At 65.0% G+C, this 22,835-nt stretch carries 25 protein-coding genes; 4 read left to right on the forward strand and 21 right to left on the reverse strand.

The features are described 5' to 3' along the window. Positions 1-2 precede the first annotated feature (2 nt). The 14 genes from nuoK to CFE35_RS06095 all read right to left on the reverse strand — a co-directional run bounded on the left by nuoK (position 3) and on the right by CFE35_RS06095 (position 10,691). Positions 3-308 (reverse strand): NADH-quinone oxidoreductase subunit NuoK, encoded by a 306-nt coding sequence (gene nuoK, locus CFE35_RS06030; RefSeq protein WP_292929026.1) that lies wholly within the window; start codon positions 306-308, stop codon positions 3-5. Continuing rightward, a complete protein-coding gene (locus tag CFE35_RS06035) occupies positions 305-922 on the reverse strand; it encodes an NADH-quinone oxidoreductase subunit J (protein WP_292929028.1) in 618 nt (205 codons plus the stop codon). Before CFE35_RS06035 ends, nuoK begins: the two co-directional genes overlap by 4 nt. Positions 923-934: 12 nt before the next feature. Then, a complete protein-coding gene (nuoI, locus tag CFE35_RS06040) occupies positions 935-1,435 on the reverse strand; it encodes an NADH-quinone oxidoreductase subunit NuoI (RefSeq protein WP_292929030.1) in 501 nt (166 codons plus the stop codon). Further along, entirely contained in the window at positions 1,432-2,475 is a 1,044-nt protein-coding gene (gene nuoH, locus CFE35_RS06045; RefSeq protein WP_292929032.1) for an NADH-quinone oxidoreductase subunit NuoH, read from the reverse strand. The genes nuoI and nuoH overlap by 4 nt, the downstream gene beginning before the upstream one ends. Beyond that, positions 2,472-4,481 (reverse strand): NADH-quinone oxidoreductase subunit NuoG, encoded by a 2,010-nt coding sequence (gene nuoG / locus CFE35_RS06050; RefSeq protein WP_292929034.1) that lies wholly within the window; start codon positions 4,479-4,481, stop codon positions 2,472-2,474. The genes nuoH and nuoG overlap by 4 nt, the downstream gene beginning before the upstream one ends. Then, positions 4,481-5,770, reverse strand: a complete 1,290-nt coding sequence (gene nuoF / locus CFE35_RS06055; protein ID WP_292929036.1) for an NADH-quinone oxidoreductase subunit NuoF — start codon at positions 5,768-5,770, stop codon at positions 4,481-4,483. Before nuoF ends, nuoG begins: the two co-directional genes overlap by 1 nt. Further along, positions 5,757-5,948, reverse strand: coding sequence for a hypothetical protein (locus CFE35_RS06060; protein ID WP_292929038.1), 192 nt, complete (start codon positions 5,946-5,948; stop codon positions 5,757-5,759). Before CFE35_RS06060 ends, nuoF begins: the two co-directional genes overlap by 14 nt. Further along, on the reverse strand, positions 5,948-6,616 hold the full coding sequence (locus tag CFE35_RS06065) for an NAD(P)H-dependent oxidoreductase subunit E (RefSeq protein WP_292929040.1): 669 nt from the start codon (positions 6,614-6,616) through the stop codon (positions 5,948-5,950). Before CFE35_RS06065 ends, CFE35_RS06060 begins: the two co-directional genes overlap by 1 nt. Continuing rightward, positions 6,616-6,966 (reverse strand): nuclear transport factor 2 family protein, encoded by a 351-nt coding sequence (locus tag CFE35_RS06070; protein ID WP_292929042.1) that lies wholly within the window; start codon positions 6,964-6,966, stop codon positions 6,616-6,618. Before CFE35_RS06070 ends, CFE35_RS06065 begins: the two co-directional genes overlap by 1 nt. After that, positions 6,963-8,174: an NADH-quinone oxidoreductase subunit D gene (locus CFE35_RS06075; protein WP_292929044.1), complete on the reverse strand. Its 1,212-nt coding sequence runs from the start codon at positions 8,172-8,174 to the stop codon at positions 6,963-6,965. The genes CFE35_RS06070 and CFE35_RS06075 overlap by 4 nt, the downstream gene beginning before the upstream one ends. Next, a complete protein-coding gene (locus CFE35_RS06080; RefSeq protein ID WP_292929046.1) occupies positions 8,171-8,800 on the reverse strand; it encodes an NADH-quinone oxidoreductase subunit C in 630 nt (209 codons plus the stop codon). Before CFE35_RS06080 ends, CFE35_RS06075 begins: the two co-directional genes overlap by 4 nt. 13 nt (positions 8,801-8,813) lie before the next feature. Beyond that, positions 8,814-9,365, reverse strand: coding sequence for an NADH-quinone oxidoreductase subunit B family protein (locus tag CFE35_RS06085; protein WP_292929048.1), 552 nt, complete (start codon positions 9,363-9,365; stop codon positions 8,814-8,816). 5 nt (positions 9,366-9,370) lie between these two features. Continuing rightward, on the reverse strand, positions 9,371-9,745 hold the full coding sequence (locus CFE35_RS06090) for an NADH-quinone oxidoreductase subunit A (RefSeq protein WP_292929866.1): 375 nt from the start codon (positions 9,743-9,745) through the stop codon (positions 9,371-9,373). Between the two features lie 196 nt (positions 9,746-9,941). Further along, positions 9,942-10,691: an A24 family peptidase gene (locus tag CFE35_RS06095; RefSeq protein ID WP_292929050.1), complete on the reverse strand. Its 750-nt coding sequence runs from the start codon at positions 10,689-10,691 to the stop codon at positions 9,942-9,944. Positions 10,692-10,823: 132 nt separating this feature from the next. Here CFE35_RS06095 and CFE35_RS06100 point away from each other — a divergent pair, with 132 nt between their 5' ends. Beyond that, the gene (locus CFE35_RS06100; protein ID WP_292929051.1) at positions 10,824-12,020 is read left to right on the forward strand and encodes an acetyl-CoA C-acyltransferase; all 1,197 of its coding nucleotides are present in this window, start codon (positions 10,824-10,826) and stop codon (positions 12,018-12,020) included. A 38-nt stretch (positions 12,021-12,058) separates the two neighbouring features. Here the strand turns inward: CFE35_RS06100 and CFE35_RS06105 are convergent, their stop codons facing one another. After that, positions 12,059-12,568, reverse strand: a complete 510-nt coding sequence (locus tag CFE35_RS06105; protein ID WP_292929053.1) for an SH3 domain-containing protein — start codon at positions 12,566-12,568, stop codon at positions 12,059-12,061. Positions 12,569-12,646: 78 nt separating this feature from the next. Between CFE35_RS06105 and CFE35_RS06110 the strand changes: the two genes are divergently transcribed. Genes CFE35_RS06110 through CFE35_RS06120 form a run of 3 tightly spaced genes read left to right on the forward strand, consistent with a single transcriptional unit; the run spans position 12,647 to position 15,451 of the window. Next, a complete protein-coding gene (locus CFE35_RS06110; RefSeq protein WP_292929055.1) occupies positions 12,647-13,675 on the forward strand; it encodes a D-glycerate dehydrogenase in 1,029 nt (342 codons plus the stop codon). 32 nt (positions 13,676-13,707) lie between these two features. Further along, entirely contained in the window at positions 13,708-15,027 is a 1,320-nt protein-coding gene (locus CFE35_RS06115; RefSeq protein ID WP_292929057.1) for an ammonium transporter, read from the forward strand. 1 nt (position 15,028) lies between these two features. After that, complete coding sequence (locus tag CFE35_RS06120) at positions 15,029-15,451, forward strand: ester cyclase (protein ID WP_292929059.1); 423 nt, start codon at positions 15,029-15,031, stop codon at positions 15,449-15,451. Here CFE35_RS06120 and CFE35_RS06125 read toward each other — a convergent pair. The 6 genes from CFE35_RS06125 to CFE35_RS06150 form a co-directional block, all read right to left on the reverse strand. Continuing rightward, positions 15,448-16,155: an alpha/beta hydrolase gene (locus CFE35_RS06125; protein ID WP_292929061.1), complete on the reverse strand. Its 708-nt coding sequence runs from the start codon at positions 16,153-16,155 to the stop codon at positions 15,448-15,450. The two genes, CFE35_RS06120 and CFE35_RS06125, sit on opposite strands and share 4 nt — an antisense overlap. 20 nt (positions 16,156-16,175) lie before the next feature. Continuing rightward, entirely contained in the window at positions 16,176-17,585 is a 1,410-nt protein-coding gene (locus CFE35_RS06130) for a nitronate monooxygenase (RefSeq protein WP_292929063.1), read from the reverse strand. Between the two features lie 9 nt (positions 17,586-17,594). Next, entirely contained in the window at positions 17,595-18,326 is a 732-nt protein-coding gene (locus CFE35_RS06135; protein WP_292929868.1) for a class I SAM-dependent methyltransferase, read from the reverse strand. A 38-nt stretch (positions 18,327-18,364) separates the two neighbouring features. Beyond that, positions 18,365-19,492, reverse strand: a complete 1,128-nt coding sequence (gene prfB / locus CFE35_RS06140; RefSeq protein ID WP_292929065.1) for a peptide chain release factor 2 — start codon at positions 19,490-19,492, stop codon at positions 18,365-18,367. A gap of 115 nt (positions 19,493-19,607) precedes the next feature. Further along, a complete protein-coding gene (locus CFE35_RS06145; protein WP_292929067.1) occupies positions 19,608-20,150 on the reverse strand; it encodes a peroxiredoxin in 543 nt (180 codons plus the stop codon). Between the two features lie 80 nt (positions 20,151-20,230). Beyond that, entirely contained in the window at positions 20,231-22,762 is a 2,532-nt protein-coding gene (locus CFE35_RS06150; RefSeq protein ID WP_292929069.1) for a transglycosylase domain-containing protein, read from the reverse strand. Positions 22,763-22,835: the final 73 nt, after the last annotated feature.

The following is a 22,835-nucleotide window of genomic DNA, read 5'->3' on the forward strand; positions in this document are numbered from 1 at the left end:
GCTTACCCCTTCATCCGGTTGACGTCGTCCACGGCAATCGTGCCGCGACCACGGAAGTAGATGACGAGAATGGCAAGCCCGATCGCCGCCTCACCCGCCGCCACGGTCAGCACGAACATCGCGAAGATCTGGCCCACGAGGTCATGCAGGAAGGCGCTGAACGCCACGAAATTGATGTTCACCGAAAGGAGGATCAGCTCGATCGCCATCAGGATGACGATCACGTTCTTGCGGTTGAGGAAGATCCCCAGCACGCCGAGCACGAACAGGATCGAGCTCACGACGACATAGTGTTCAATGCCAATCACAGCGTCACCCCCTGGCCCACGGCGGGCTTGACGTTGACCGTCGCGTCTTCCGGGCGCCGCGCAATCTGGTGGCTCACGTTCTGCCCGCGCGTATCGCCGCGCTGGCGGTGCGTCAGCACAATGGCCCCGATCATCGCGACGAGGAGGATGATCCCCGCCGCTTCGAACAGGAACAGGTAGCGCGTATAAAGCAGCGCGCCGATGGCGGCGGTGTTGGAAAGCCCCTCCGGCGTCGCCGAAGCCCCGTTCGCCACGCCCAGCTGCAGCGCGCCGGTGTGCAATGCGCCGACGCCGAGCACCAGTTCGCACAGCAGCACGGCGGCGATCATCAGCCCCAGCGGCGCATTCTTGATGAAGCCTGCGCGCATTTCCGAAAAGTCGATGTCGAGCATCATGACCACGAACAGGAACAGCACCGCGACCGCGCCGACGTAGACGATGACCAGCAGCATCGCGATGAATTCCGCGCCGATCAGCACCATCAGCCCCGCCGCGTTGAAAAACGCGAGGATCAGCCACAGCACCGAATGGACCGGATTGCGGGCGAGAATGGTGATCGCACCAGAGGCAATCACGAGGCTCGCAAAGAGGTAGAAGGCTACCAACTGTATCATGATGCGCGGCCCCTAGCGGTACGGTGCATCGGCTTCAAGGTTCGCGGCCAGCGCCCGCTCCCACTTGTCCCCGTTGGCGAGAAGCTTGGTCTTGTCATACAAGAGCTCCTCGCGCGTTTCGGTGGCGTATTCGAAGTTCGGACCTTCGACGATGGCATCGACCGGGCAGGCTTCCTGGCAGAAGCCGCAGAAGATGCACTTGGTCATGTCGATGTCATAGCGCGTGGTGCGGCGGCTGCCGTCCCCCCCTGATTCTAGGCCGCGCGGTTCCGCCTCGATGGTGATCGCCTGCGCCGGGCACACTGCTTCGCACAGCTTGCACGCGATGCAGCGTTCCTCGCCGTTGGGATAACGGCGCAGCGCATGCTCACCGCGGAAGCGCGGGCTAAGCGGGTTCTTCTCGAACGGGTAGTTGATCGTCGCCTTGGGCTTGAAGAGGTACTTCAAGGTGAGCCAATGCGCCTTCACGAACTCCCACAGCGTGAAGCTCTTGATGATCTGCGAGACGGTCATGCGAAATGTCCGGTGGCCATGAGGTAGCCGCTGATCGCGAACACGAAGAACAGCGAGAGCGGCAGGAAGATCTTCCAGCCCAGCCGCATCAGCTGGTCATAGCGATACCGCGGCACGGTCGCCTTCACCCAGCTGAAGATGAAGAAGAAGCCGCAGATCTTGATGATCAGCCATACGAGGCCCGGCACCAGATAGAGCACCGGAATATCCAGCGGCGGCAGATACCCGCCCCAGAACAGCGTGGCATTCAGCGTGCACATCAGGAGCACGTTGGCATATTCGCCCAGCCAGTAGAGCGCGAAGGCCATCGAGGAGTATTCGGTCTGATAGCCTGCGACGAGCTCGCTTTCCGCCTCGGTCAGATCGAACGGCGCGCGCGCGGTTTCGGCCATGGAGGAGATCAGGAACATCACCCAGACCGGGAACAGCAGCGGGTTCGCCACGAAGCCGTTGATGATCCAGACGTGGCTTTGCTGCGCCTTCACGATGTCGTTCAGATTGAACGAGCCCGCCCACAGCACCACGCAGATCAGGATGAAGCCGATCGAGACTTCATAGGAAATCATCTGAGCCGAGGCGCGCATCGCGCTGAAAAACGGGTATTTCGAGTTCGACGACCAGCCCGCGATCACCACCCCGTAAACCCCCAGCGACGAGATCGCGAGAATGTAGAGCAGGCCGACGTTGATATCCGCCAGCACCGCGCCCGAATTGAACGGGATCACCGCCCAGGCCATCAGCGCCACGGTAAACGTGATGATCGGCGCGATCAGGAACAAACCCTTGTTCGCCGCCGAAGGAATGATCGTTTCCTGCAGGAACACCTTGAGGCCGTCCGCGAACGACTGGAGGATGCCGATCGGCCCCACCACGTTCGGCCCCTTGCGCAGCGCCATCGCCGCCCAGATCTTGCGGTCGGCATAGATGACGAGTGCCACCGCCAGCATGACCGGCAACGCGATCAGCAGGATTTCCGCCACCGTGGAGACGATCCACGAAGCCTCGAACGAGAGGCCCAGTCCCTCAAAAAACGGGATCATTCCGCGGCCTCCGCAAAGCTCTCACCATGCAGCAGTTCGGCCGAACAGCGTTGCAGCGTCGGGCTGGACCGCGCGATGGCGTTGGTGAGGTAGTGGTCCTTGATCGGGTAGGCCGCGATCACGCCTTCCGCCTTCGCGCCCTTCGGAGCCACAGGCAGCGCGCCGTAATCGGCCAGCCCTTCAACGCCCAGTGCAGGCACCTCGGCGATCATCGCCGCGCGCAGAGCATCGAAGCTGTCGAAGCCGACTGAAACGCCCAGCGCATCGGCCATCGCACGCAGGATCGTCCAGTCCTCGCGCGCATCGCCGGGCGCATAGACGGCGCGTTCGGAATACTGCACGCGGCCTTCGGTGTTGACGTAAGTGCCGTCCTTCTCGGTGAAGGCCGCCGCCGGAAGGATCACGTCCGCCGCATGCGCCGCCTTGTCACCGTGATGGCCGATATGCACGATCATCGAACCGGCAAACTTGGTGTAGTCCACCTCGTCCGCGCCGAGCGAGATCACCATCTTCGGCTTGGCGGCAACCAGATCGCCAAGGCCACCCGGCTGCGCATAGCCCAGCATCAGCCCGCCCATGCGGCTCGCCGCCATGTGGAGCACGTTGAAGCCGTTCCATTCTTCGGTGACGAGATTGAAGCGTTCGGCAAAGGCGAGACCGGCTTCCAGCGCGCCCTTGGCAAGGCCAGCACCGCCGACGATGATCGCAGGCTTCTTTGCACCTTCGAACGCGGCTGCAACTTCGGCGGGCACATCATTGAGAATGGCGCAATCTTCGCCAAGGAACGTCGCCGGATAGGTCGGCTCCCACGCCGCACCGATCACGAAGACCTTCGCGCCGCGCTTGGCCGCCTTGCGCAGGCGGGTGTTCACCAGCGGCGCTTCATCGCGCACGTTGCTGCCCACGATCAGGATCGCGTCGGCTTCCTCGATGCCGTTCAGCGTCGAATTGAAGGCCACCGCCGCCATGTTGCTCGCGGTATAGGCCAGCCCCGTCTGGCGGCCTTCCAGCAGGCTCGATCCCAGCGCGCGGGCCAGAGCCTTGGCGGCAAACATCGTCTCGCAATCGACCTGATCGCCCGCGATCACCGCCACCGAAGAACCGGGATTGATCTTGGCCACGGCGTCGAACGCCTCAGCCCACGAAGCCGCCGTCAGCTTGCCGTCCTTGCGCAGCCACGGCTTGTCCAGGCGGCGGCGCGTCAGGCCATCGACCACGTACCGCGCGCGGTCAGACAGCCATTCCTCGTTCACGTCGTCGTTCACGCGCGGCAGGATGCGCAGGACTTCGCGGCCCCGGCTGTCGATGCGGATGTTGGAGCCAACCGCGTCGGACACGTCGATGCCCAGCGTCTTCTTGAGTTCCCAAGGCCGAGCTTCAAAGGCGTAAGGCTTAGACGTCAGCGCGCCGACCGGGCAGAGGTCGATCACGTTTGCGGAGAGTTCATGCTTCGCCGCACCTTCAAGGTACGTCGAAATCTGCATCCCCTCGCCGCGATAAAGCGCGCCGATCTCGTCCACGCCCGCGATCTCTTCCGAGAAGCGCACGCAGCGCGTGCAGTGGATGCACCGCGTCATCGTCGTCTTGATCAGCGGGCCCATGTACTTGTCGGTGACGGCGCGCTTGTTCTCGTCATAGCGCGATTTGCCCCGGCCATAGGCGACCGACTGATCCTGCAGATCGCATTCGCCGCCCTGATCGCAGATCGGGCAATCGAGCGGGTGGTTGATGAGGAGAAACTCCATCACCCCCTCGCGCGCCTTCTTGACCATCTCGCTGTCGGTGCGGATTTCCTGCCCTTCGGCAGCGGGCAGCGCGCAAGACGCCTGCGGCTTGGGCGGCCCGGGCTTCACTTCAACGAGGCACATGCGGCAATTGCCCGCGATGGACAGCCGCTCGTGATAGCAGAAGCGAGGGATTTCCTTGCCGGCCAGCTCGCACGCCTGCAGCACCGTCGCGCCTGCCGGGACTTCGAGCTCTACGCCGTCGACTTTGAGCTTGGGCATTATTCCGCCGCCTCTTTCATCGCGCTGTTCTCTGCAATCCGGCGCTCGATCTCGGGCCGGAAGTGCTTGATCAAGCCCTGGATCGGCCATGCCGCCGCATCGCCCAGCGCGCAGATCGTGTGGCCTTCGACCTGCTTGGTCACCTGCTGCAGCATGTCGATTTCCTCGACCGCCGCATCGCCGGTGCGAAGGCGTTCCATCACGCGCCACATCCAGCCGGTGCCCTCGCGGCACGGGGTGCACTGGCCGCAGCTCTCGTGCTTGTAGAAGTACGAAAGCCGGGCAATCGCGCGGACGATGTCGGTGGACTTGTCCATCACGATCACCGCCGCCGTGCCGAGGCCCGAACCGACTGCGCGCAGGCCGTCGAAGTCCATCGGCGCGTCCCAGATTTCCGCCGCCGGCACCAGCGGCACCGAGGATCCGCCAGGAATCACCGCGAGCAGATTATCGCGCCCGCCGCGAATGCCGCCGCAGTGCTTCTCGATCAGCTCGCTGAACGGGATGCTCATCGCTTCCTCGACCACGCAGGGCTTGTTCACGTGCCCGCTGATCTGGAAGAGCTTGGTGCCCTTGTTGTTGTCACGTCCGAAGCTGGAGAACCACGAAGCCCCGCGCCGCAGGATCGTCGGCGCGACCGCGATGCTCTCGACATTGTTCACCGTCGTCGGGCAGCCATAGAGCCCCGCGCCAGCCGGGAACGGCGGCTTGAGGCGCGGCTGACCCTTCTTGCCCTCAAGGCTCTCGATCATCGCGGTCTCTTCGCCGCAGATGTAGGCGCCCGCACCGCGGTGGACGAAGACGTCGAAGTCATAGCCCGAGCCGCTGGCGTTCTTGCCGATCAGGCCCGCGTCATAGGCTTCCTGCACGGCGGCAAACAGCGTCTCGGCCTCGCGGATATATTCGCCGCGAATGTAGATGTAGGCCGCCCGCGCGCGCATCGCATAGCCCGCGACGAGCGCGCCTTCGATCAGCTTGTGCGGATCGTGGCGGATGATTTCGCGGTCCTTGCACGAACCGGGTTCGGATTCGTCGGCATTGATGACGAGGAACGAGGGACGGCCGTCCTTCGATTCCTTGGGCATGAACGACCACTTCATGCCGGTGGGGAAGCCCGCACCGCCGCGACCGCGCAGGCCAGACGCCTTGATTTCCTCGATGATCGCGTCCTGCCCGCGCTCCATCAGGGCCTTGGTGTTGTCCCAATCCCCGCGCGCCTGCGCCGCCTTCAGGTTCCACGGCTGATAGCCGTAGAGGTTGGTGAAAATCCGGTCCTTATCCGCGAGCATTGTCCGCTCCATTCTTCGGCGCATCGCCGCGCGTCGCAAACGCGATCAGCAGCGCGGCAATCGCAATCGCCCAAGTGCCCAGCGCCCCGTCACGCGCGAGATCGAGCAGGCCGAGCCCCATCAGCACCGCACCCACGGCAATCAGGATTGGCTTGGGCAGGATTGGCTTGAGAGCCATCACCATTCCCCCCGGTAATCGTGGTTGGCTTCGGCCATCGCCGTCAGCGAGCTGAGCGCGCCAGCGGGCTCCACCGTGTGGCGGCCCGGCAGCTGCGTTCCCGTCTTGGGCTGCTTGCCTGCCGCCAGCTCGTCGAGGATGCGCGTCATGTCTGCCGCCGTCAGATCCTCGTAGTTGTCGTCGTTGATCTGGACCATCGGCGCAGACGCGCAGTTGCCCATGCATTCCACTTCGGTCAGCGTGAACACACCGTCGTCCGTCGTGTGGCCCTTCTTGAGCCCGCGCGCCTTGCACGCCGCCAGAATGTCGTCAGACCCGCGCAGCATGCACGGCGTGGTGCCGCAGACCTGCACGTGGAACCGGCCGATCGGGGCGATGTTGTACATCGTGTAGAACGTCGCGACTTCGACCACGCGGATGATCGGCATGTCGAGCTGCTGCGCCACATATTCCATCACCGGAATCGGCAGCCAGCCCTGCGTATTCTCTTCCGCGCCGACCTGGCGCTGCGCGAGATCGAGCAGCGGCATCACCGCCGAGCGCTGGCGCCCCGCCGGATAGCGCGCGATGATCGTCTTGGCCTTCTCGGCGTTCTCCGCCGTCCACGCGAAGCTGCCCCAGCGGGCGCGCAAGGTCGGGGTATCAGGTTCGATATGACGGTCAGCCATCAGCGAATGAACTCCACGCGAGAGCACTTCTCGCCTTCGAAAGAATAGACCGCGACGACGTCGAACGGCTCGACCAGCGCCGAACCGTCGGTCGCAGGCCCGCGCGTCACATGTTCGCGCATCAGCACGTAAGTGCCGATCTGCTGCGCTTCGACGATCTCGGCATGGTTCTGCGGCCAGCGCGCGAACGCGGCGGCAAGGCCGGAGCGCGTGCCTTCCTTGCCTTCGCGCACGACATCCCCGCGATAGTTCGCCTCGCAGGCGTCGTCGGTCATGTAGGAAACGTAGACGTCCACGTCCTGCGCGTTGTAGGCGGCGATCATGGCCTTGGCAGTGGCGAGGTTGCTCACCGGTCGCACTCCCCGAACACGACGTCGATGGCGCCGATGATCGCGGTCACGTCGGGCAGCATGTGGCCCTTGGTCATGAAGTCCATCGCCTGCAGGTGCGAGAACGCGGTCGGGCGGATCTTGCAGCGATACGGTTTGTTCGAACCATCCGAAACGAGATAGACGCCGAACTCGCCCTTGGGGCTTTCCGTCGCGACGTAGACTTCGCCCGCCGGAACGTGGAAGCCTTCGGTGTAGAGCTTGAAGTGATGGATCAGCGCTTCCATCGATTGCTTCATCTCGCCGCGCTTGGGCGGGACGACCTTGCGGTCGGTGCTCGAAATCGGGCCTTCGGGCATTTCCGCGAGGCACTGCTTCATGATCCGTGCGGACTGGCGCACTTCCTCGACGCGAACCATGAACCGGTCATAGCAATCGCCGCGCGTGCCCACCGGCACTTCGAAGTCCATGCGGTCATAGACGTCGTAGGGCTGGCTCTTGCGCAGATCCCACGGAATGCCCGAGCCGCGGATCATCGGGCCGGAGAAGCCCCAGGCAACCGCATCATCACGACTGACAATGGCGATATCGACATTGCGCTGCTTGAAGATGCGGTTGTCGACGACGAGGCTCATCGCGTCTTCGAAAATCTGCGGCAGGCGCGTGTCGAGCCAGTCGGCAATGTCGGTCAGCAGCTTGAGCGGCACGTCCTGATGCACGCCGCCGGGGCGGAACCATGCCGCGTGCATGCGCGCGCCCGATGCGCGTTCGAAGAAATTGAGGCAGTCCTCGCGGATTTCGAACAGCCACAGGTTCGGCGTCATCGCGCCGACGTCCATCACGTGCGAACCCAGGTTCAGCATGTGGTTGCAGATGCGCGTCAGCTCGGCGAACAGCACGCGCAGATACTGCGCCCGCAGCGGCACTTCGATGTTGAGCAGCTTTTCCACCGCCAGCACATAGGTGTGCTCCATCGCCAGCGGCGAGCAGTAGTCCAGCCGGTCGAAATAGGGCAGCGCCTGCAGGTAGGTCTTGTGCTCGATCAGCTTTTCGGTGCCGCGATGCAGCAGGCCGACATGCGGATCGATGCGCTCGACGATTTCGCCGTCCAGCTCCATCACCATGCGCAGCACGCCGTGCGCGGCCGGGTGCTGCGGGCCGAAGTTGATCGTGTAGTTGGTGATGACCTCGTCGCCAGTGGTCGGCGACTGTTCAAGGCTCAGGCTCATGGCTTAGCCCCCTCAGCTTTTTCATCGCCGGGCAAAACGTAGTCTGCGCCTTCCCACGGGCTCATGAAATCGAATTGCCGCAAGTCCTGCGCCAGGTCGACCTTCTCGTAGACGACGCGCTTGTCCTCTTCGGAATAGCGCAGCTCGACATAGCCAGTCAGCGGGAAGTCCTTGCGGAACGGATGGCCCTGGAAGCCGTAGTCGGTCAGGATGCGGCGCAGGTCCGGGTGCCCGGCGAAGAGCACACCGTAGAGATCATAGACCTCGCGCTCGTACCAGTTCGCGTTCGGCCACAGCTCTGTCACCGTCGGCACCGGTGTCGCCTCGTCGGTCGAAACCTTCACGATCAGGCGGTGGTTCTTCGTGAGCGAGAGCAGGCAGTAGACCACCTCGAACCGCTCGGCGCGCGAGGGGTAGTCAGCGCCCGCGATATCCATCAGTTGCTGATATTCGTGGGTATCACGCAGCGTGCGCAGCACATCCACGATCCGTGTCCGCACCACATGGATCACGATCTCGCCATGCTGCTCGATCGCCGAAACAATATCGGCCCCCAGCGCGGCGGTCAGCGTTTCGAGCACGCCGTCAAACGGAGCATAGCGCGGGGCGGGATGATGCACGGTCATGTCAGCAATCCCCTCAACGCTCGATCGTGCCGGTGCGGCGGATCTTCCGCTGCAGCTGCATCACGCCGTAGAGCAGCGCTTCGGCGGTCGGCGGGCAGCCGGGGACGTAGATATCCACGGGCACGATGCGGTCGCAGCCGCGCACCACCGAATAGCTGTAGTGATAATAGCCGCCGCCATTGGCGCAGCTGCCCATCGAGATGACGTACTTGGGGTCCGACATCTGGTCGTAGACCTTGCGCAGCGCCGGGGCCATCTTGTTGCACAGCGTGCCGGCCACGATCATCACGTCGGATTGGCGCGGGGATGCGCGCGGGGCGACGCCGAAGCGCTCCATGTCATAGCGCGGCATGTTGACGTGGATCATCTCGACCGCGCAGCAGGCGAGGCCGAAGGTCATCCACCACAGCGAGCCGGTGCGGGCCCACTGGAACAATTCCTCGGTGCTGGTGACGAGGAAGCCCTTATCCGAAACTTCGGCGTTCAGGCTGTCGAAGAACGCGGCATCGGGCGCACCGGGCAAGTCTGCCGCAGTTGCCGGGATGATCGACGAGGTTGGGTTCATGGTGCTCATTCCCAGTCCAACGCCCCTTTCTTCCACGCATAAATAAAGCCGATGACCAGTTCGAACAGGAACACCATCATCGTGCCCCAGCCCGCCCAGCCGCTTTCCTTCAGGCTGACCGCCCACGGAAACAGGAACGCCGCTTCGAGATCGAAGATGATGAACAGGATCGCGACGAGATAGAAGCGCACGTCGAACTGGCTGCGCGGGTCTTCGAACGCGGGGAAGCCGCATTCATACTCGCTGAGCTTGTCCGCATTGGGGTTGTGCGCCCCCGTCAGCCGCGCCACGCCCATCGGCAGGAACACGAACACGCACGAAAGCGCGAGCGCGATGCCGAGGAAAATGAGGATCGGCAGGTACTGTGCGAGATAGGGCAGGGATTGGGCCAAGGGCTGACTCGCTGTTTCTATGTGACGCGCGCCCTAGTCCCGGCAGGCCCCTTGCGCAAGTGCGGCATCGCCCGATGAGGCTCAAATAACTCGCTTTTGTCTGTGGAAGACCGCCATTTTGGCCGTTTTCCGCGCCCTTTGGCGCTGCATGTGAATGATTACCAAGTGATAACGATTATCAGTATCAGAAACCCTGCCACAGAAATACCGGCCATGCCGCGACGGCCAGCAGCGTCCCCAGCGGCAGCATCGTATCGGGCGCAATCCGCCGCCCAGCGCGGTGCAGCACCGCCGCCACCGCCAGCCCGCACAGGCTCGCCGCCAGCATTGTGTGGATCACCCCCAGCGGCCCGAGCCACAGGCCAATGGCGCCCAGCAGCGGCGGATCGCCCCCGCCCAGCCCTTCCTGCCCGCGCCACGCCTGATAGCCCTGACCCAGCAGCCACAGCGTGGCAAAGCCGAACACCCCGCCAGCCATCGATAGCACCAGAACCATCACGTCCTGCGCCCAATGGGCCATGACCAGCGCGAACAGCACGCCGCTGGCTCCCAGCAGCGCAGAAAGCTGGCGCGGAAGCCACATGTGGCGCAGGTCCAGCATTGCCAGCAGCAGCAATTGCCAGCCCAGCACCATCGCCCAGATCGGAAACCAGCTCAGCAGCACGCACGCCGCCCCGATGAGAGCTCCGCCCACTTCCGCCGCGAGTTGCCAGCGATCGATGGCCGAGCCGCATTCACGGCACTTGCCGCCCTGGATCAGCCACGAAAGGATCGGAATGAGCTCGATCGGGGTGAGTTCCTTGTCGCAGGTATCGCAGGCCGAGCGCCCCGTCAGCACGGAGCGGCCATCGGGCAGGCGCACCAGCGCCGCGCCGAGGAAGCTGCCGATCACCGCGCCCAGCACCATCGCGCCGAGGACGAGCACAATCGTCATGCCGCCCCTTCCCGCATCGTGCTTATACTCCCACGCGAATTGATATCGTGCGCCCCGGCGGCTACACCGGCCATAGCCTAAGCGGTCTTAACGCGCCCCCCTTAACGCGCTCATACTATAGGAATCACTCCCATGGCCCAATTCTCCGCTGCCGATCCCGTTGTCATTCTCTCCTTCGCCCGCACCCCGATGGGCGCGATGCAGGGATCGCTTGCCGATGTCTCCGCCACCCAGCTTGGCGCGACGGCGGTCAAGGCTGCGGTCGAACGCGCCGGGATCGATGGCGGCAAGGTGGACCGCATCTACATGGGCTGCGTGCTTCCCGCCGGGCTCGGCCAAGCCCCTGCCCGTCAGGCCGCGATCCACGCGGGGCTGCCCGCTTCGGTGGAAGCGACGACCGTGGGCAAAGTCTGCGGATCGGGCATGCAGGCGATGATCATGGGCGCCGAAGCGCTTGCTTCGGGCAGCATCGACATGGTCGTTGCGGGCGGCATGGAAAGCATGACCAATGCGCCCTACCTCCTCAAGAAGCACCGCTCGGGCGCGCGCATCGGGCATGATACGGCCTATGACCACATGTTCCTCGACGGTCTGGAAGACGCCTACGAGCCGGGCCGCGCGATGGGTACGTTCGCGCAGGACACCGCCAACGAATACCAGCTGACCCGCGAGCAGCAGGACGCCTACGCCATCGAATCGCTGCGCCGCGCGCAAGCCGCTGTGGCCGAGGGTGCCTTCACCGCCGAAATCGCGCCCGTCACGGTCAAGTCGCGCACCGGTGAAACCGTGGTCGATACCGACGAAGCCCCCGGCAAGGGCAAGCCGGACAAGATCCCGGCGCTGAAGCCCGCCTTCGCCAAGGACGGCACGATCACCGCCGCCACCTCGTCCTCGATCTCGGACGGCGCGGCTGCGATGGTCCTCACGCGCCAGAGCATCGCCGCCGCCGATGGCCTTGCCCCCGTGGCCCGCGTCGTGGCGATGGCTGCCCATGCGCAAGCGCCGAAGGACTTCACCACTGCCCCTGTTGGCGCGATCAACAAGCTCCTCGCCAAGGCCGGTTGGACCGTGGCGGATGTCGATCTGTTCGAAGTGAACGAAGCCTTCGCCTGCGTCGCGATGTTCGCGATGCACGATCTTGGCATCCCGCATGAGAAGATCAACGTCCACGGCGGCGCGACCGCGCTGGGCCATCCCATCGGCGCTTCGGGCGCGCGCATCGTCACCACGCTGATCGGCGCGCTCCAGCGCCACGGCAAGAAGCGCGGCGTCGCCAGCCTGTGCATCGGCGGAGGCGAAGCCACGGCCGTGGCCATCGAACTCGTCTAAGCGAGAATCCTGAGAGGGGGTCTGCCGCGCAGGCCCCCTCAGTCAGCGCCCCATACTGCGGCCTTCGCCACGAAGCCGTGGCGGCCATCGATATCGAACTTGCACCAGGCCGGGCCGCAATCGCCCAGCTTGCCGGTCACGCCCGGCTCCGCGCGCCACAGCAGGCGGCCCGAACCATCGGCATTCTCGCGAATCTCGGCGATCCCGCCCTTCACGGTCGCGGCGCGATTGCGTGTCAGGAACTGCGCCAGCATCCACCCGCGCGCGCCGTCGATATCCTCAACCAGCCGCCAGCCGCCGATCATCCGCAGCACCTTCATCGGCAAGCCGGCGCGCACATAGACCCAGCTGATGCGATATTCGCGCCCCGGTCCCACGCGCAGATTGGCCGGCTGCTCGCGCAGCGAGACCCAATAAGGCACGCCTTCATCATCCGCCGCCCGCGCAGGCGTCGCAAGGTTCAGCGCCGCCAGTGCCAGCAGGATCGCAAATCGGGGTTTGCCGCGCCTCACGACCAGGTGTCCTCCATATTCGCCCATATCTGCCATTCATGCTGCGATACAGCATTCGCCGCGCGCGGCAACCGGTGCTTGACCGCAGCGCACGAGGCGGCATAGCGATACGCCATGCCCGCAGCACCTCAGAGCGCCAACTATCGCCCGACCCGCCGGATCGAGGGGCGCCCCCGCGTCTTTGTCACCCGCCGCCTGCTGCCCGAAACCGAGGCGCGCATGGCCGAGCTGTTCGACGTAACGCTCAATCCCGATGACCGCCCGCTTGGGCAAGACGAAATCAGGTCTGCGATGCAGACCGCGCATGTCCTCGTCCCCACCGTCACGGACCGGATCGATGCAGACCTCCTCGCTGCAGCCGGGCCGCAGCTTGGTCTTATCGCCAGCTTCGGCGCAGGCACCGACCATATCGACCTTGCCGCCGCCCGCGCCCGCAAGATCCTCGTCACCAACACCCCCGGCGTGTTCACCGATGATACGGCGGACATGACGCTGTCGCTGATCATCGCCGTCTCGCGCCGCTTGGCCGAAGGCGGGCGCGTGATCCGTTCGGGCGACTGGGCCGGCTGGGCGCCTTCCACGCTGCTCGGCCACCGCATCAGTGGCAAGCGGCTGGGCATCATCGGCATGGGCCGTATCGGCCAGGCCGTGGCGCACCGTGCCCGCGCCTTCGGGCTGGAGATCGTCTACCACAACCGCCAGCGCCTGCCCGAAGCGTTCGAACGCATGGTCGGCGCGCGCTATGAAGCCGATATCGACACCCTGGTGCGCGAGGCAGACATCGTCACGCTGCATTGCCCCGCCACGCCCGAAACGCGCTTCCTGATGGATGCGCGGCGCATCGCGCTGATGAAGCCCGAGGCCTATCTGGTGAACACCGCGCGCGGCGACGTGGTGGACGAGGACGCACTGATCGAGGCGCTGCAGGAAGGCCGCATCGGCGGCGCAGGGCTCGACGTGTTTGCGCACGAACCGAAGATCGATCCGCGCCTGCTCGCGCTCGGCAACGTTTCGCTGCTGCCGCACATGGGCAGCGCCACGTTCGAGGGACGCACGGCCTCTGGCGACAAGGTTATTGCCAATATCCGTTTCTGGGCCGATGGGCACCGGCCGCCCGATCAAGTGCTTGAAGGCTGGGCGTAGAACATAACCGGTCGCGTGGGAGAGAGAAGCCAATGAAGAAGTTCACCGCGGTGGCTCTTGCCGCCAGCGCCCTTGCGCTGCCTGCGCTCGTCCACGCCCAGACGGGTGCCGCGCCGGTCGAGGCGCTCGATGCGGCGGACAGCGGGGATACGGCATGGGTACTGGCCTCGTCCGCGCTGGTCATGCTGATGACCCTGCCGGGGCTTACACTGTTCTATGGCGGTCTGGTGCGCGCCAAGGGCTTCCTTGCCGTGGCCATCCAGATCGGCGCGATTGCCGCAATCACCTCGCTGCTGTGGATCGTCGCCGGCTACACGCTCGCGTTCGGCCCGGTTTCGAGCGGCTGGATCGGCGGTGGCAGCGCATGGATGCTCGCCCAGCTTGGCAATGTGCGCGAAGGCACGCTCGTTCCTGAAAGCGCCTATGTGCTGTTCCAGCTGATGTTCGCGGCGATCACGCCCGCGCTGATGGTCGGCGCATGGGTCGACCGCGCCCGGTTCGGCTGGGTCGTGGCGTTCTGCGCGCTGTGGAGCCTGATCGTCTATGCCCCGGTTGCGCACTGGGTCTGGGGCGGCGGCTGGCTATCCAGCCGCCTCGGCACGATGGACTTTGCCGGCGGCATCGTCGTCCACACCACCGCGGGCGTCTCGGCGCTGGTCGTCGCGCTGCTGCTGGGCAAGCGCACCGGCTTCCCGCGCATGCAGATGCTGCCCCATTCGCCCGCGCTCACCATGATCGGCGCCGCGATGCTGTGGGTAGGCTGGTTCGGGTTCAACGGCGGCTCCTCGCTCACGGCGACTGATGACGCGGCCACGGCCATCATCAACACCCATGCCGCCGCCTGCGCGGCTGCGCTGGCATGGCTTGCCATCGAAAAGTTCAGCATCGGCAAGCCGACTTCGATCGGCTTTGCCACCGGCGCGATTGCGGGCCTTGCCACGGTTACGCCTGCTGCGGGCTATATCGCGCCCGGCGCCGCGATCCTGTTCGGCATTGCGGCCGCTGCCGTGTGCTACCCGATGATCCTGCTGGTCAAGCGCCGCATGGAAATCGACGATTCGCTCGATGTCTTCGCGGTGCACGGCATGGGCGGCATCATCGGCTCGCTGCTGCTGGCGGTGTTCCTCGAACCCTCGCTCGGCGGCACCGGCTACGCTGAAGGCATGGGCCTTGCCCGCCAGTTGTTCGCGCAAGGCGCAGGCGTCGGCGTGGTCGCGGCGTGGAGCGCGCTCGGCACCGTGATCGCGGCGTTGGCCGTGGCCATGGTCATCCCGATGCGCGTGACTGAGGACGAGGAACGCGAAGGCCTCGACCTCACCAGCCACGGCGAACGGGCGTGGGAATTCGAATAGAATGGACCGCAAGACCCGCTTGGCTGCGTTCATCGAGGCTGTGTGGAACTTGGGCGACGCTGCCGCCGTCCCCACCTATCTCGCCTCTGCCTACACCATTCACCACGATCCCGGCGATCCGTGGGAGGGCCGCACACTCGATCCCGCAGGCTTTGGCGAGCGCCTGATCCAATCCCGCGCGCCCTTTCCCGATCAGCGCTTCAACGTGCTGCGCATGGCGCAAGACGATGACGCGGTCATCATGACGTGGACGTGGGAAGCCACGCATCTCGGCGACTTTCCGGGCTTTCCTGCCACCGGCAAGGTCATCCGCATGTCGGGCGCGACGGCCTATGGCTTCGACGATCAGGATCGCCTCACCGGTCACTGGCAGATTGCGGATCGGCTCGGCGTGTTCCAGCAATTGCAAGCGAACAGAGGCTAACCAAGCTCCTCGCGCAGGATCTGCAGCACCGCTGCTACTGCCCCGCGCGCCGAGGCCAGTTCGAAATGCTTGAACGGCACTTCGATCCTCCTATCCGATTGCACCGCCTCGCCCGCCGCGCAACCGGGCGCAATGATCCCGTCGCGCCTCGACCACACCGCGACTGTCCGCACCGGCGGCTTGATCCCCGGATCTTCGGGAAAGGGCGGCGCATCGACCTTGTGATCATTGAGCGCCTCGTAGACGCGCCACGCATTGTTGGCGCGCCGGTCGCCTGAGAACGGCGACCCGAGCGTCATCACCAGTCGGCAGGCCTCCGGATGGCGCTGCGCCAGCACCCGCGCATAGAGGCCGCCAAGGCTCCACCCGATCAGCGTAACCGGCTCGCCCGCCTCCGCCGCAAGCGCCGTGAGCCGCGCCTGCAGCCGGGCGATCTTGTCTGCCTGTGCGCCGGTGTTGAGCCCCTGCCCCCAGCCTTCAACCACGAACCCCGCCTTGGCGAGCGAGCTGCGCAGCAGCGCGGTGGACCGGTCGTTTGAAAGGAGACCGGGAATGACGATGACGGGCCGACCCCGCCCGAACGGAGGCACCGCTACGGGCGCGCGCAGCGGCGCAATCTGGATTTGCGGCAGCGCAAGGAATTCCAGCGCCCAGCGCCAGCGCGGCGGCGCTTTGGCTGGCGCTGGCGCCCCGCGCTCGGTCATCTGGCCCCAGTCATCTGGCCTCAGTCGCCAGCCAGGATGCGATCAACCAGTTGCTTCACAGTGGGCGTGAAGTTGTTGGAATAAAACGGATCCTGCTTGAACCGGTAGGCTGCATGTCCCGCAAACATCAGGTTCTCGTCAATCGGCTCGCCATGCGCGATGTCCTGCAACGTCTTCTGGATGCAGAAGCTCCGCGGGTCGGCGAGCCGCCCGGTGGTGTAGTCGTCGTGGTCCTTCCACGAAGAGAACCCGCAGTGCGAGAGGCAACCCATGCAGTCCTTCTGGTCCTGCTGGATCGTCTCGCGCTCCGCCGGGGTCACGAACACCACGGTATCATCGGGCGTGCGCAGCGCGTGGGTGAAGCCAGCGCCGTGCCACGTGCGTGCGCGTTCGCGGTCGGTCGGCGTCACCCAGAAGTTCTTGCCCTTCACGCCCACATCGAGCTGCACGGTGTGTTCACCGGCCGAGACCTTGGAATAGGGAATCTGGCGTTCCGAGCGGGCTTCGAGCGCGCGCAGGAACGGATTGCGCACGGCGGAGGAATAGAACCCCGTCGGCGAGAAGCGGTGCAGCAGCACGTCGCCCGGATCGAGCGTGCGCAAGTGATCCTTCCACCCCTGCGGGATCGGGCTTTCCTGCGTGAGCAAGGGCCGCGTGCCGAACTGGAAGGCAATGCTGCCAAGCTCGGGATTGTCGATCCAGTTGTCCCATTCGCGCAGGAACCACACCCCGCCCGCCATCACGATCGGCACGCTATCGGGCACGCCTTCGGCGCGCATCACATCGCGCAGCACTTTGACGCGGGGATAGGGATCTTCGGGCTTCTTGGGATCTTCAGCGTTGGAGAGGCCATTATGTCCGCCCGCCAGCCACGGGTCTTCATAGACCACCGCGCCCAGCCATTCCGGAACCTTGTGATAGGCCCGCTTCCACAGCGCGCGGAAAGCCCGGCCCGACGAGACGATCGGGAGGTAGTAGACCCCATGCCGCGCCGCGATTTCGGAAAGCTTGTAGGGCATGCCAGCGCCGCAGGTGACGCCCGTGATCAGCCCGCGCGTCTGCGAAAGCACGCCTTCGAGAATCGGCTGCGCGCCGCCCATTTCCCACAGCACGTTGATGTTGATCGCACCGTTGCCGCCCGCCAGTTCATGCGCGCGGCGCACCTGCTCCACCGCGCCGTCGATGCCATAGCGGATCAGCTGCTCGTGGCGCTCGCGCCGCGTCAGCTGGGTATAGACCTGGGGGATGATCTTGCCCGTCGGATCATAGCTGTCGGCATTCACCGCGCTCACCGTGCCGATGCCGCCCGCCGCCGCCCATGCGCCGGAGCTCATATGATTGGTTGCGGCAACACCCTTCCCGCCCTCGATGAGCGGCCACACTTCACGGCCGCCATAGAGAATCGGCTTCAAACCCTTGAACGCAGACATTGTCTTTCCTCAGAGACCCCCAACCTTGCCATCACCGGTGCTGGTGAGGGCACCAGTACCTTGCGGGCAAGCTCGCATCCGACCCGGCTCAGGCGGCCCGCTTCCAGCAGGTACAAACTGAGCGTAATAGCCTGATAGTTGCGGCTTACGTCGAAACGCGGCCAAGCGAAAGCCCGCTGTCTCGAATTCACAAAAAAGCAGGGCAGCGGGCGTGCCGTGCTTGTCGGTCGGCCGATCCGCATCGACCACCACCACCGATCCGCCCGCCTTGAGCGCTGGCCACAGCCGCCACAGGAACGGGTAGGGTTCGGCGATTTCATGGTACATATGAATCAGGAACACGCGGTCGAAGCTTTTCGCGGGAAGGCGGGGATCATCCGGCGCGCCCGGCGTGATCGAAACCGCCGTCAGCCGCTCGCGCTCGATCCGCGCGCCGAGCCGCCCGAGCGCGCCGTGATCGATATCCTGCGCCAGCACGCGGCCCTTCGGCCCTACCCGCGCGGCGAGCCGGACGGTGTAATACCCCTCGCCCGCACCGATATCGGCGACTGTCATGCCCGGGGCGATCTCCGCCTCGTCCATCACGATCTGCGCTTCGCCCTGCTTGTCGCGCGTTTCCTCGGGTGCCCATTGGGTCGAAACGACTTTCGCCACGGGCCGATCCGCACGCGGAAAGGCCCGGTCGCGCGGCGCGCGGTCGGTATCCCCCGCGCCTTCATGGCAGGCCGCGAGCGCCAGCAGCCCAGCTGCCAGTCCTGCTGCCAGCCCCGCCCGCTTCCTCAATCGTCGTCTTCCACGGTCACCTTCTCACCGGTCACCCGCTGCGCCAGCGCGGCGGCCATGAACGGATCGAGCGCGCCGTCGAGCACTTCGCTGGGATTGGTGCTGACCGTGCCGGTGCGCAGGTCCTTCACCTGCTGATAGGGCTGGAGCACGTAGGAACGAATCTGGTGGCCCCAGCCGATGTCGGTCTTGGCGGCATATTCGCCGCTCGCCGCCGCCTCGCGCTTGGCCAGTTCCGCTTCATAGAGCCGCGCTTTCAGCATCCCCATCGCGGTTGCGCGGTTCTTGTGCTGCGAACGGTCGATCTGGCTCGCGGCGATGATGCCAGTGGGAATATGCGTGATCCGCACCGCCGAATCGGTCGTGTTCACGTGCTGCCCACCCGCACCCGAAGCGCGGTAGGTATCGATCTTGAGGTCGGCCGGGTTGATCTCGATGTCGATGTTGTCGTCGATCTCGGGATAGACCCAGACCGAGCTGAACGAAGTGTGCCGCCGCGCCGAACTGTCATAAGGACTGATCCGCACCAGCCGGTGAACGCCGCTTTCCGTCTTGGCATAGCCATAGGCGTTCTCGCCCTTGATCAGCAGCGTGGCGCTCTTGATCCCGGCGGCTTCGCCCGCGTGATAGTCCAGCAGATCGACCTTGAAACCATGCCGCTCCGCCCAGCGCGTGTACATGCGCTGGAGCATTTCGGCCCAGTCCTGGCTTTCGGTGCCGCCCGCGCCCGCGTGGACTTCGAGGAACGCGTTCGACCCATCGGCTTCGCCCGCGAGCAGCGCCTGCACCTTGTCCGCATCCGCCCGTTCGGCCAGCGCCGCAAGGCTGGCAAGCCCTTCGGCCACCGTCGCCTCGTCGCCTTCCATCTCGCCCAGTTCGACGAATTCGATGGCATCGGCCATCTCCTGGCCGATCTGGTTCACCGTGCTGATCGACGCATCCAGCCGCCGCCGCTCGCGCATCACCGCTTCCGCGGCCTTGGGATCATCCCACAGCTTCGGGTCCTCGACGCGCGCGTTCAGCTCGTCGAGCCGGCGCACCGCGCGGTCCCAATCCAGGAACTTGCGCACAAGCCGCAGCGCGGCCTCGATGCGGTCGATATGGGCCTGCCCTTCGGCACGCATGATGGGTCTCACTTCAGATTGCGGGAGCCAAGCCGCTTAACGAAGCAGCGCGCCCTGTAAAGAGGGCAACGTAAAGAGTGCAGGACGCCTTGGCCGCCGCCAAGCGCCCCCCCGATCAGCCCTGCTTGAGCTTCTGCACCGCTTCCAGCGTCAGCTTCACGTGATCGCGGTAGTCCATATCGGAATGAACCATCACGATCTTGCCACCCTTCGAGATCACATAGCTGGTGCGCTTGGTCAGCCCGACCGGCAGACCCGCCACCTTCAGCGCCACATCGTAGGACTTGATCACGTCTTTCGTCGCGGCGGCCACAGTGAACTTGTCACGGCATTCGGCGGTGGAAAACTTCTGCAGCGTCGGCAAGTCGTCGTTCGACATGCCGATCACGGTTGCGCCCGCCGCGGCAAACTCGGGCGTCGCTTCGGCAAAGGCGTGCGCTTCGAGCGTGCAGCCCTGCGTGAAGGCCTTGGGATAGAAATAGAGCACCACCGGCCCCTTCGCCAGCAGCGCCTTGAGGTTCACCTTGATCGGCTTTCCAGCCAGCGCGCCCATCGTGGTGAAGTCCGGTGCCGCAGCACCCTGGGTCAGTTCCGCACTGGCGGTAGCGGGGAGAAGAAGGGCGAGCGCTGCACCAGCAGCGATGAGAAGCTTGTTCATAGCTACAAGCTTATCAGCAAGAATGCGGAGCGGGAACCGGCTTTTGGTGCAGGCAGGCTGAAGCCTGCCCTTGCACCAGCCTAGTAGATGCCGCCCTTGTCCTCCACGAAGTCGCCTTCTTCCACGGGCACATCATCGCCGCCCGTGTCCGCGCCCCTGGCCGCACGCGCCTTGCGGATCGCTTCGAGCACCGCGTCCTTGAGTGTCTGGTCCTCGGGCCGGAAGGTGCGCGTCGGTTCGCTATTGGGCTTGAACGCTTCCCAGATCACCGAGGCCTGCTTGACATCGTCCTGCGGCACCCCGCCGAACACCTGCCGCCCGCTCACCCGGTCGATCTTCACCATGCGGATGCCTTCCGGCACAGTGAAAGGCGTGTCGCTCCAACGCGCGCGCGTCTGCAGCACGAAGTCCTTGAAGATCGGCGCGGCAATCCGCCCGCCCTGCGCATAGCCGCCAAGGCTGCGCGGCTGATCATAGCCGAGATAGATCGCGCTCACGATATCGGGCGAACCGCCCGCAAACCATACGTTGGTCGGGCCGGAGGTCGTGCCGGTCTTGCCGAACAGCGGCAGCTTGAGATCGGCCAGCGTCAGCGCCGTTCCGCGCACCACCACGCCTTCCAGCATGTGCACCACCTGATACGCGGTGCGCGCGTCCATCACCTGCTTGCCGGCGGGCTTGATGCGCGGCATCGGTTTCCCGTCCCACTGCGCCATGCTGCAGCCATTGCACGCCCGCGTATCGGCCTTCCAGATCACCTTGCCATCACGGTTCTGGACATAGTCGATCAGCGTCTGCTCATGCTGCCGCCCGTGGTTCGCCAGTGCGGCATAGGCATTGACCATCTTTGCCGCGGTCGTATCGCCCGCGCCCAGTGCCATCGAGAGATAGGGCTGGTAATCCCCGATCCCCATCGCCTTGATCGTCTTGACCACCTTCTCCATGCCGGTGTCATTGGCAATGCGCACGGTCATCAGGTTGCGCGATTGCTCAAGCCCCCAGCGCATCGTGTGGCTGCCGGAGCCGCCCTCGCCGCCGAAGTTGCGGAAGCACTTCTGGCCCAGCGCCGCGCCCTGATAAACGCAGAACGTCCCATCCAGCACCATCGAGGCAGGCGTCATCCCGTTGTCCAGTCCGGTGGCATAGACGAACGGCTTGATCGTCGAACCCGGCTGGCGCGCCGCCTGAGTGGCGCGGTTGAACGAGCCGAGGCGCGCGTCGAACCCGCCCTGCATCGCCAGCACCCGGCCGCTTTGCGGATCTTCGACCACCATGCCGCCCGAAACTTCGGGGATAACCCTGACGGACCAGCCGCCACCCGAAGGCGCTGCTGCGATCACGTCGCCCGCCTTCATCGCTTGCGGCATCGCCCAGAGCGGCCCGGTGGTGCCATCGGCAAAGCCGATCCGCCCGTCATTTCCGCGCCGCTCCAGCACCACGCCGATCCGCCAGTCCTGGTAATGGATCGCAAGATTACTGGTGATCAGCTGGGTCTGCCAGTTCGCTGAAGCGTCGATCCGCGCCACTGGCCCGTTCCATGCCCGCCCGGCGCTATAACGCAGCAGCCCGCCGCGCAGCGCCTTCTGCGCCGCCGTCTGCAATTCGGTGTCGAGCGAGGTGCGCACCCACAGCCCGCCAGCATAGACGCTGTTGGGCCCGTTTTCGGCATTCTCGCCAAACTTGTCGATCAGCTGGCGGCGCACTTCCTCCAGGAAGTAGCCGGCATCCGCCGTGTAATTGTCAGCCCGCCGCGGCACGAGGCCCAGCGGCTGGGCCTTGGCGTCGGCCGCCTCGGCCGCAGTCGCCCAGCCACTCTTCACCATCTGGTCGAGCACATAGGCCCGCCGTTCGAGCGCGCGGCCCGCAAACTTGGCGCGGCCATAGGTCTCCGGCGCCTTGGGCAGGATCGCCAGGAACGCCACTTCGTGCAGCTTGAGGTCGCTGACGTCCTTGTCGAAATAGGCCCGCGCCGCCGCCTGCACGCCGAAGCTCTGCCGTCCGAGCGGAATCTCGTTCAGGTACAGCTCAAGGATCTGCTGCTTGTTCAGCACGCTTTCGATGCGCCGCGCGAGGATCATTTCCTTGAGCTTGCGCGTGACCGAATATTCGTTGCCGATCAGGATGTTCTTGGCAACCTGCTGGGTAATGGTGGAGCCGCCACGTGCGCGCTCACCCGATCCCAGTTTCACCGTATAATCGACCACCGCTCCCAGCAGCCCGGTGAAATCGACCCCGCCGTGGCTGAAGAACGACTTGTCCTCGGCCGCCAGAAACGCGTTGATCAGTGGCTGCGGAAAATCGACATAGCGCAGCTGCACGCGGCGTTCGCGAGCATAGCTCGAAACGATCTCGCCATCATTGCCGCGCACCATGGTGGGCAGCGGCGGCTGGTAAGTCAGCAGCTTGTCCGCCGATGGCAGCGTGCGGATCACCGTGACCCACAGGATCAGGTAAAGCACCGCCAGCACGCCAAGCGCATAGCCAGCGCGGCGCACCCACACTTTCGTGCGCCACAGATCTCGCACCCGGCCCAGCAGGCCTGCAGCATCGCGCTGGATACGCCAGCGCACGGAGGTGCCATCAGGCTCGGGCAAGGAAGGATCGTTCGCCATCTTCGCCGCGCCTTAGCATGGCCCTTTGTCCGATTGCCAGTGGTGAGCTTCGGGGCCAGCTTCGGGGCACTCT

Source organism: Novosphingobium sp. PASSN1 (assembly GCF_002278815.1).

Bases quoted from the DNA above. Each gene is read 5' to 3' on its own strand.
- CFE35_RS06115 (WP_292929057.1), top strand. From the start codon at position 13,708: ATGAAGAAGTTCACCGCGGTGGCTCTTGCCGCCAGCGCCCTTGCGCTG.
- CFE35_RS06075 (WP_292929044.1), bottom strand. From the start codon at position 8,174: ATGAGCCTGAGCCTTGAACAGTCGCCGACCACTGGCGACGAGGTCATC.
- CFE35_RS06110 (WP_292929055.1), top strand. From the start codon at position 12,647: ATGCCCGCAGCACCTCAGAGCGCCAACTATCGCCCGACCCGCCGGATC.
- CFE35_RS06125 (WP_292929061.1), bottom strand. From the start codon at position 16,155: ATGACCGAGCGCGGGGCGCCAGCGCCAGCCAAAGCGCCGCCGCGCTGG.
- nuoG (WP_292929034.1), bottom strand. From the start codon at position 4,481: ATGCCCAAGCTCAAAGTCGACGGCGTAGAGCTCGAAGTCCCGGCAGGC.
- CFE35_RS06120 (WP_292929059.1), top strand. From the start codon at position 15,029: ATGGACCGCAAGACCCGCTTGGCTGCGTTCATCGAGGCTGTGTGGAAC.
- CFE35_RS06060 (WP_292929038.1), bottom strand. From the start codon at position 5,948: ATGGCTCTCAAGCCAATCCTGCCCAAGCCAATCCTGATTGCCGTGGGT.
- nuoI (WP_292929030.1), bottom strand. From the start codon at position 1,435: ATGACCGTCTCGCAGATCATCAAGAGCTTCACGCTGTGGGAGTTCGTG.
- nuoF (WP_292929036.1), bottom strand. From the start codon at position 5,770: ATGCTCGCGGATAAGGACCGGATTTTCACCAACCTCTACGGCTATCAG.
- CFE35_RS06080 (WP_292929046.1), bottom strand. From the start codon at position 8,800: ATGACCGTGCATCATCCCGCCCCGCGCTATGCTCCGTTTGACGGCGTG.
- CFE35_RS06035 (WP_292929028.1), bottom strand. From the start codon at position 922: ATGATACAGTTGGTAGCCTTCTACCTCTTTGCGAGCCTCGTGATTGCC.
- nuoH (WP_292929032.1), bottom strand. From the start codon at position 2,475: ATGATCCCGTTTTTTGAGGGACTGGGCCTCTCGTTCGAGGCTTCGTGG.
- CFE35_RS06105 (WP_292929053.1), bottom strand. From the start codon at position 12,568: ATGGCAGATATGGGCGAATATGGAGGACACCTGGTCGTGAGGCGCGGC.
- CFE35_RS06085 (WP_292929048.1), bottom strand. From the start codon at position 9,365: ATGAACCCAACCTCGTCGATCATCCCGGCAACTGCGGCAGACTTGCCC.
- CFE35_RS06065 (WP_292929040.1), bottom strand. From the start codon at position 6,616: ATGGCTGACCGTCATATCGAACCTGATACCCCGACCTTGCGCGCCCGC.
- CFE35_RS06145 (WP_292929067.1), bottom strand. From the start codon at position 20,150: ATGAACAAGCTTCTCATCGCTGCTGGTGCAGCGCTCGCCCTTCTTCTC.
- CFE35_RS06130 (WP_292929063.1), bottom strand. From the start codon at position 17,585: ATGTCTGCGTTCAAGGGTTTGAAGCCGATTCTCTATGGCGGCCGTGAA.
- CFE35_RS06100 (WP_292929051.1), top strand. From the start codon at position 10,824: ATGGCCCAATTCTCCGCTGCCGATCCCGTTGTCATTCTCTCCTTCGCC.
- prfB (WP_292929065.1), bottom strand. From the start codon at position 19,492: ATGCGTGCCGAAGGGCAGGCCCATATCGACCGCATCGAGGCCGCGCTG.
- CFE35_RS06095 (WP_292929050.1), bottom strand. From the start codon at position 10,691: ATGACGATTGTGCTCGTCCTCGGCGCGATGGTGCTGGGCGCGGTGATC.
- CFE35_RS06150 (WP_292929069.1), bottom strand. From the start codon at position 22,762: ATGGCGAACGATCCTTCCTTGCCCGAGCCTGATGGCACCTCCGTGCGC.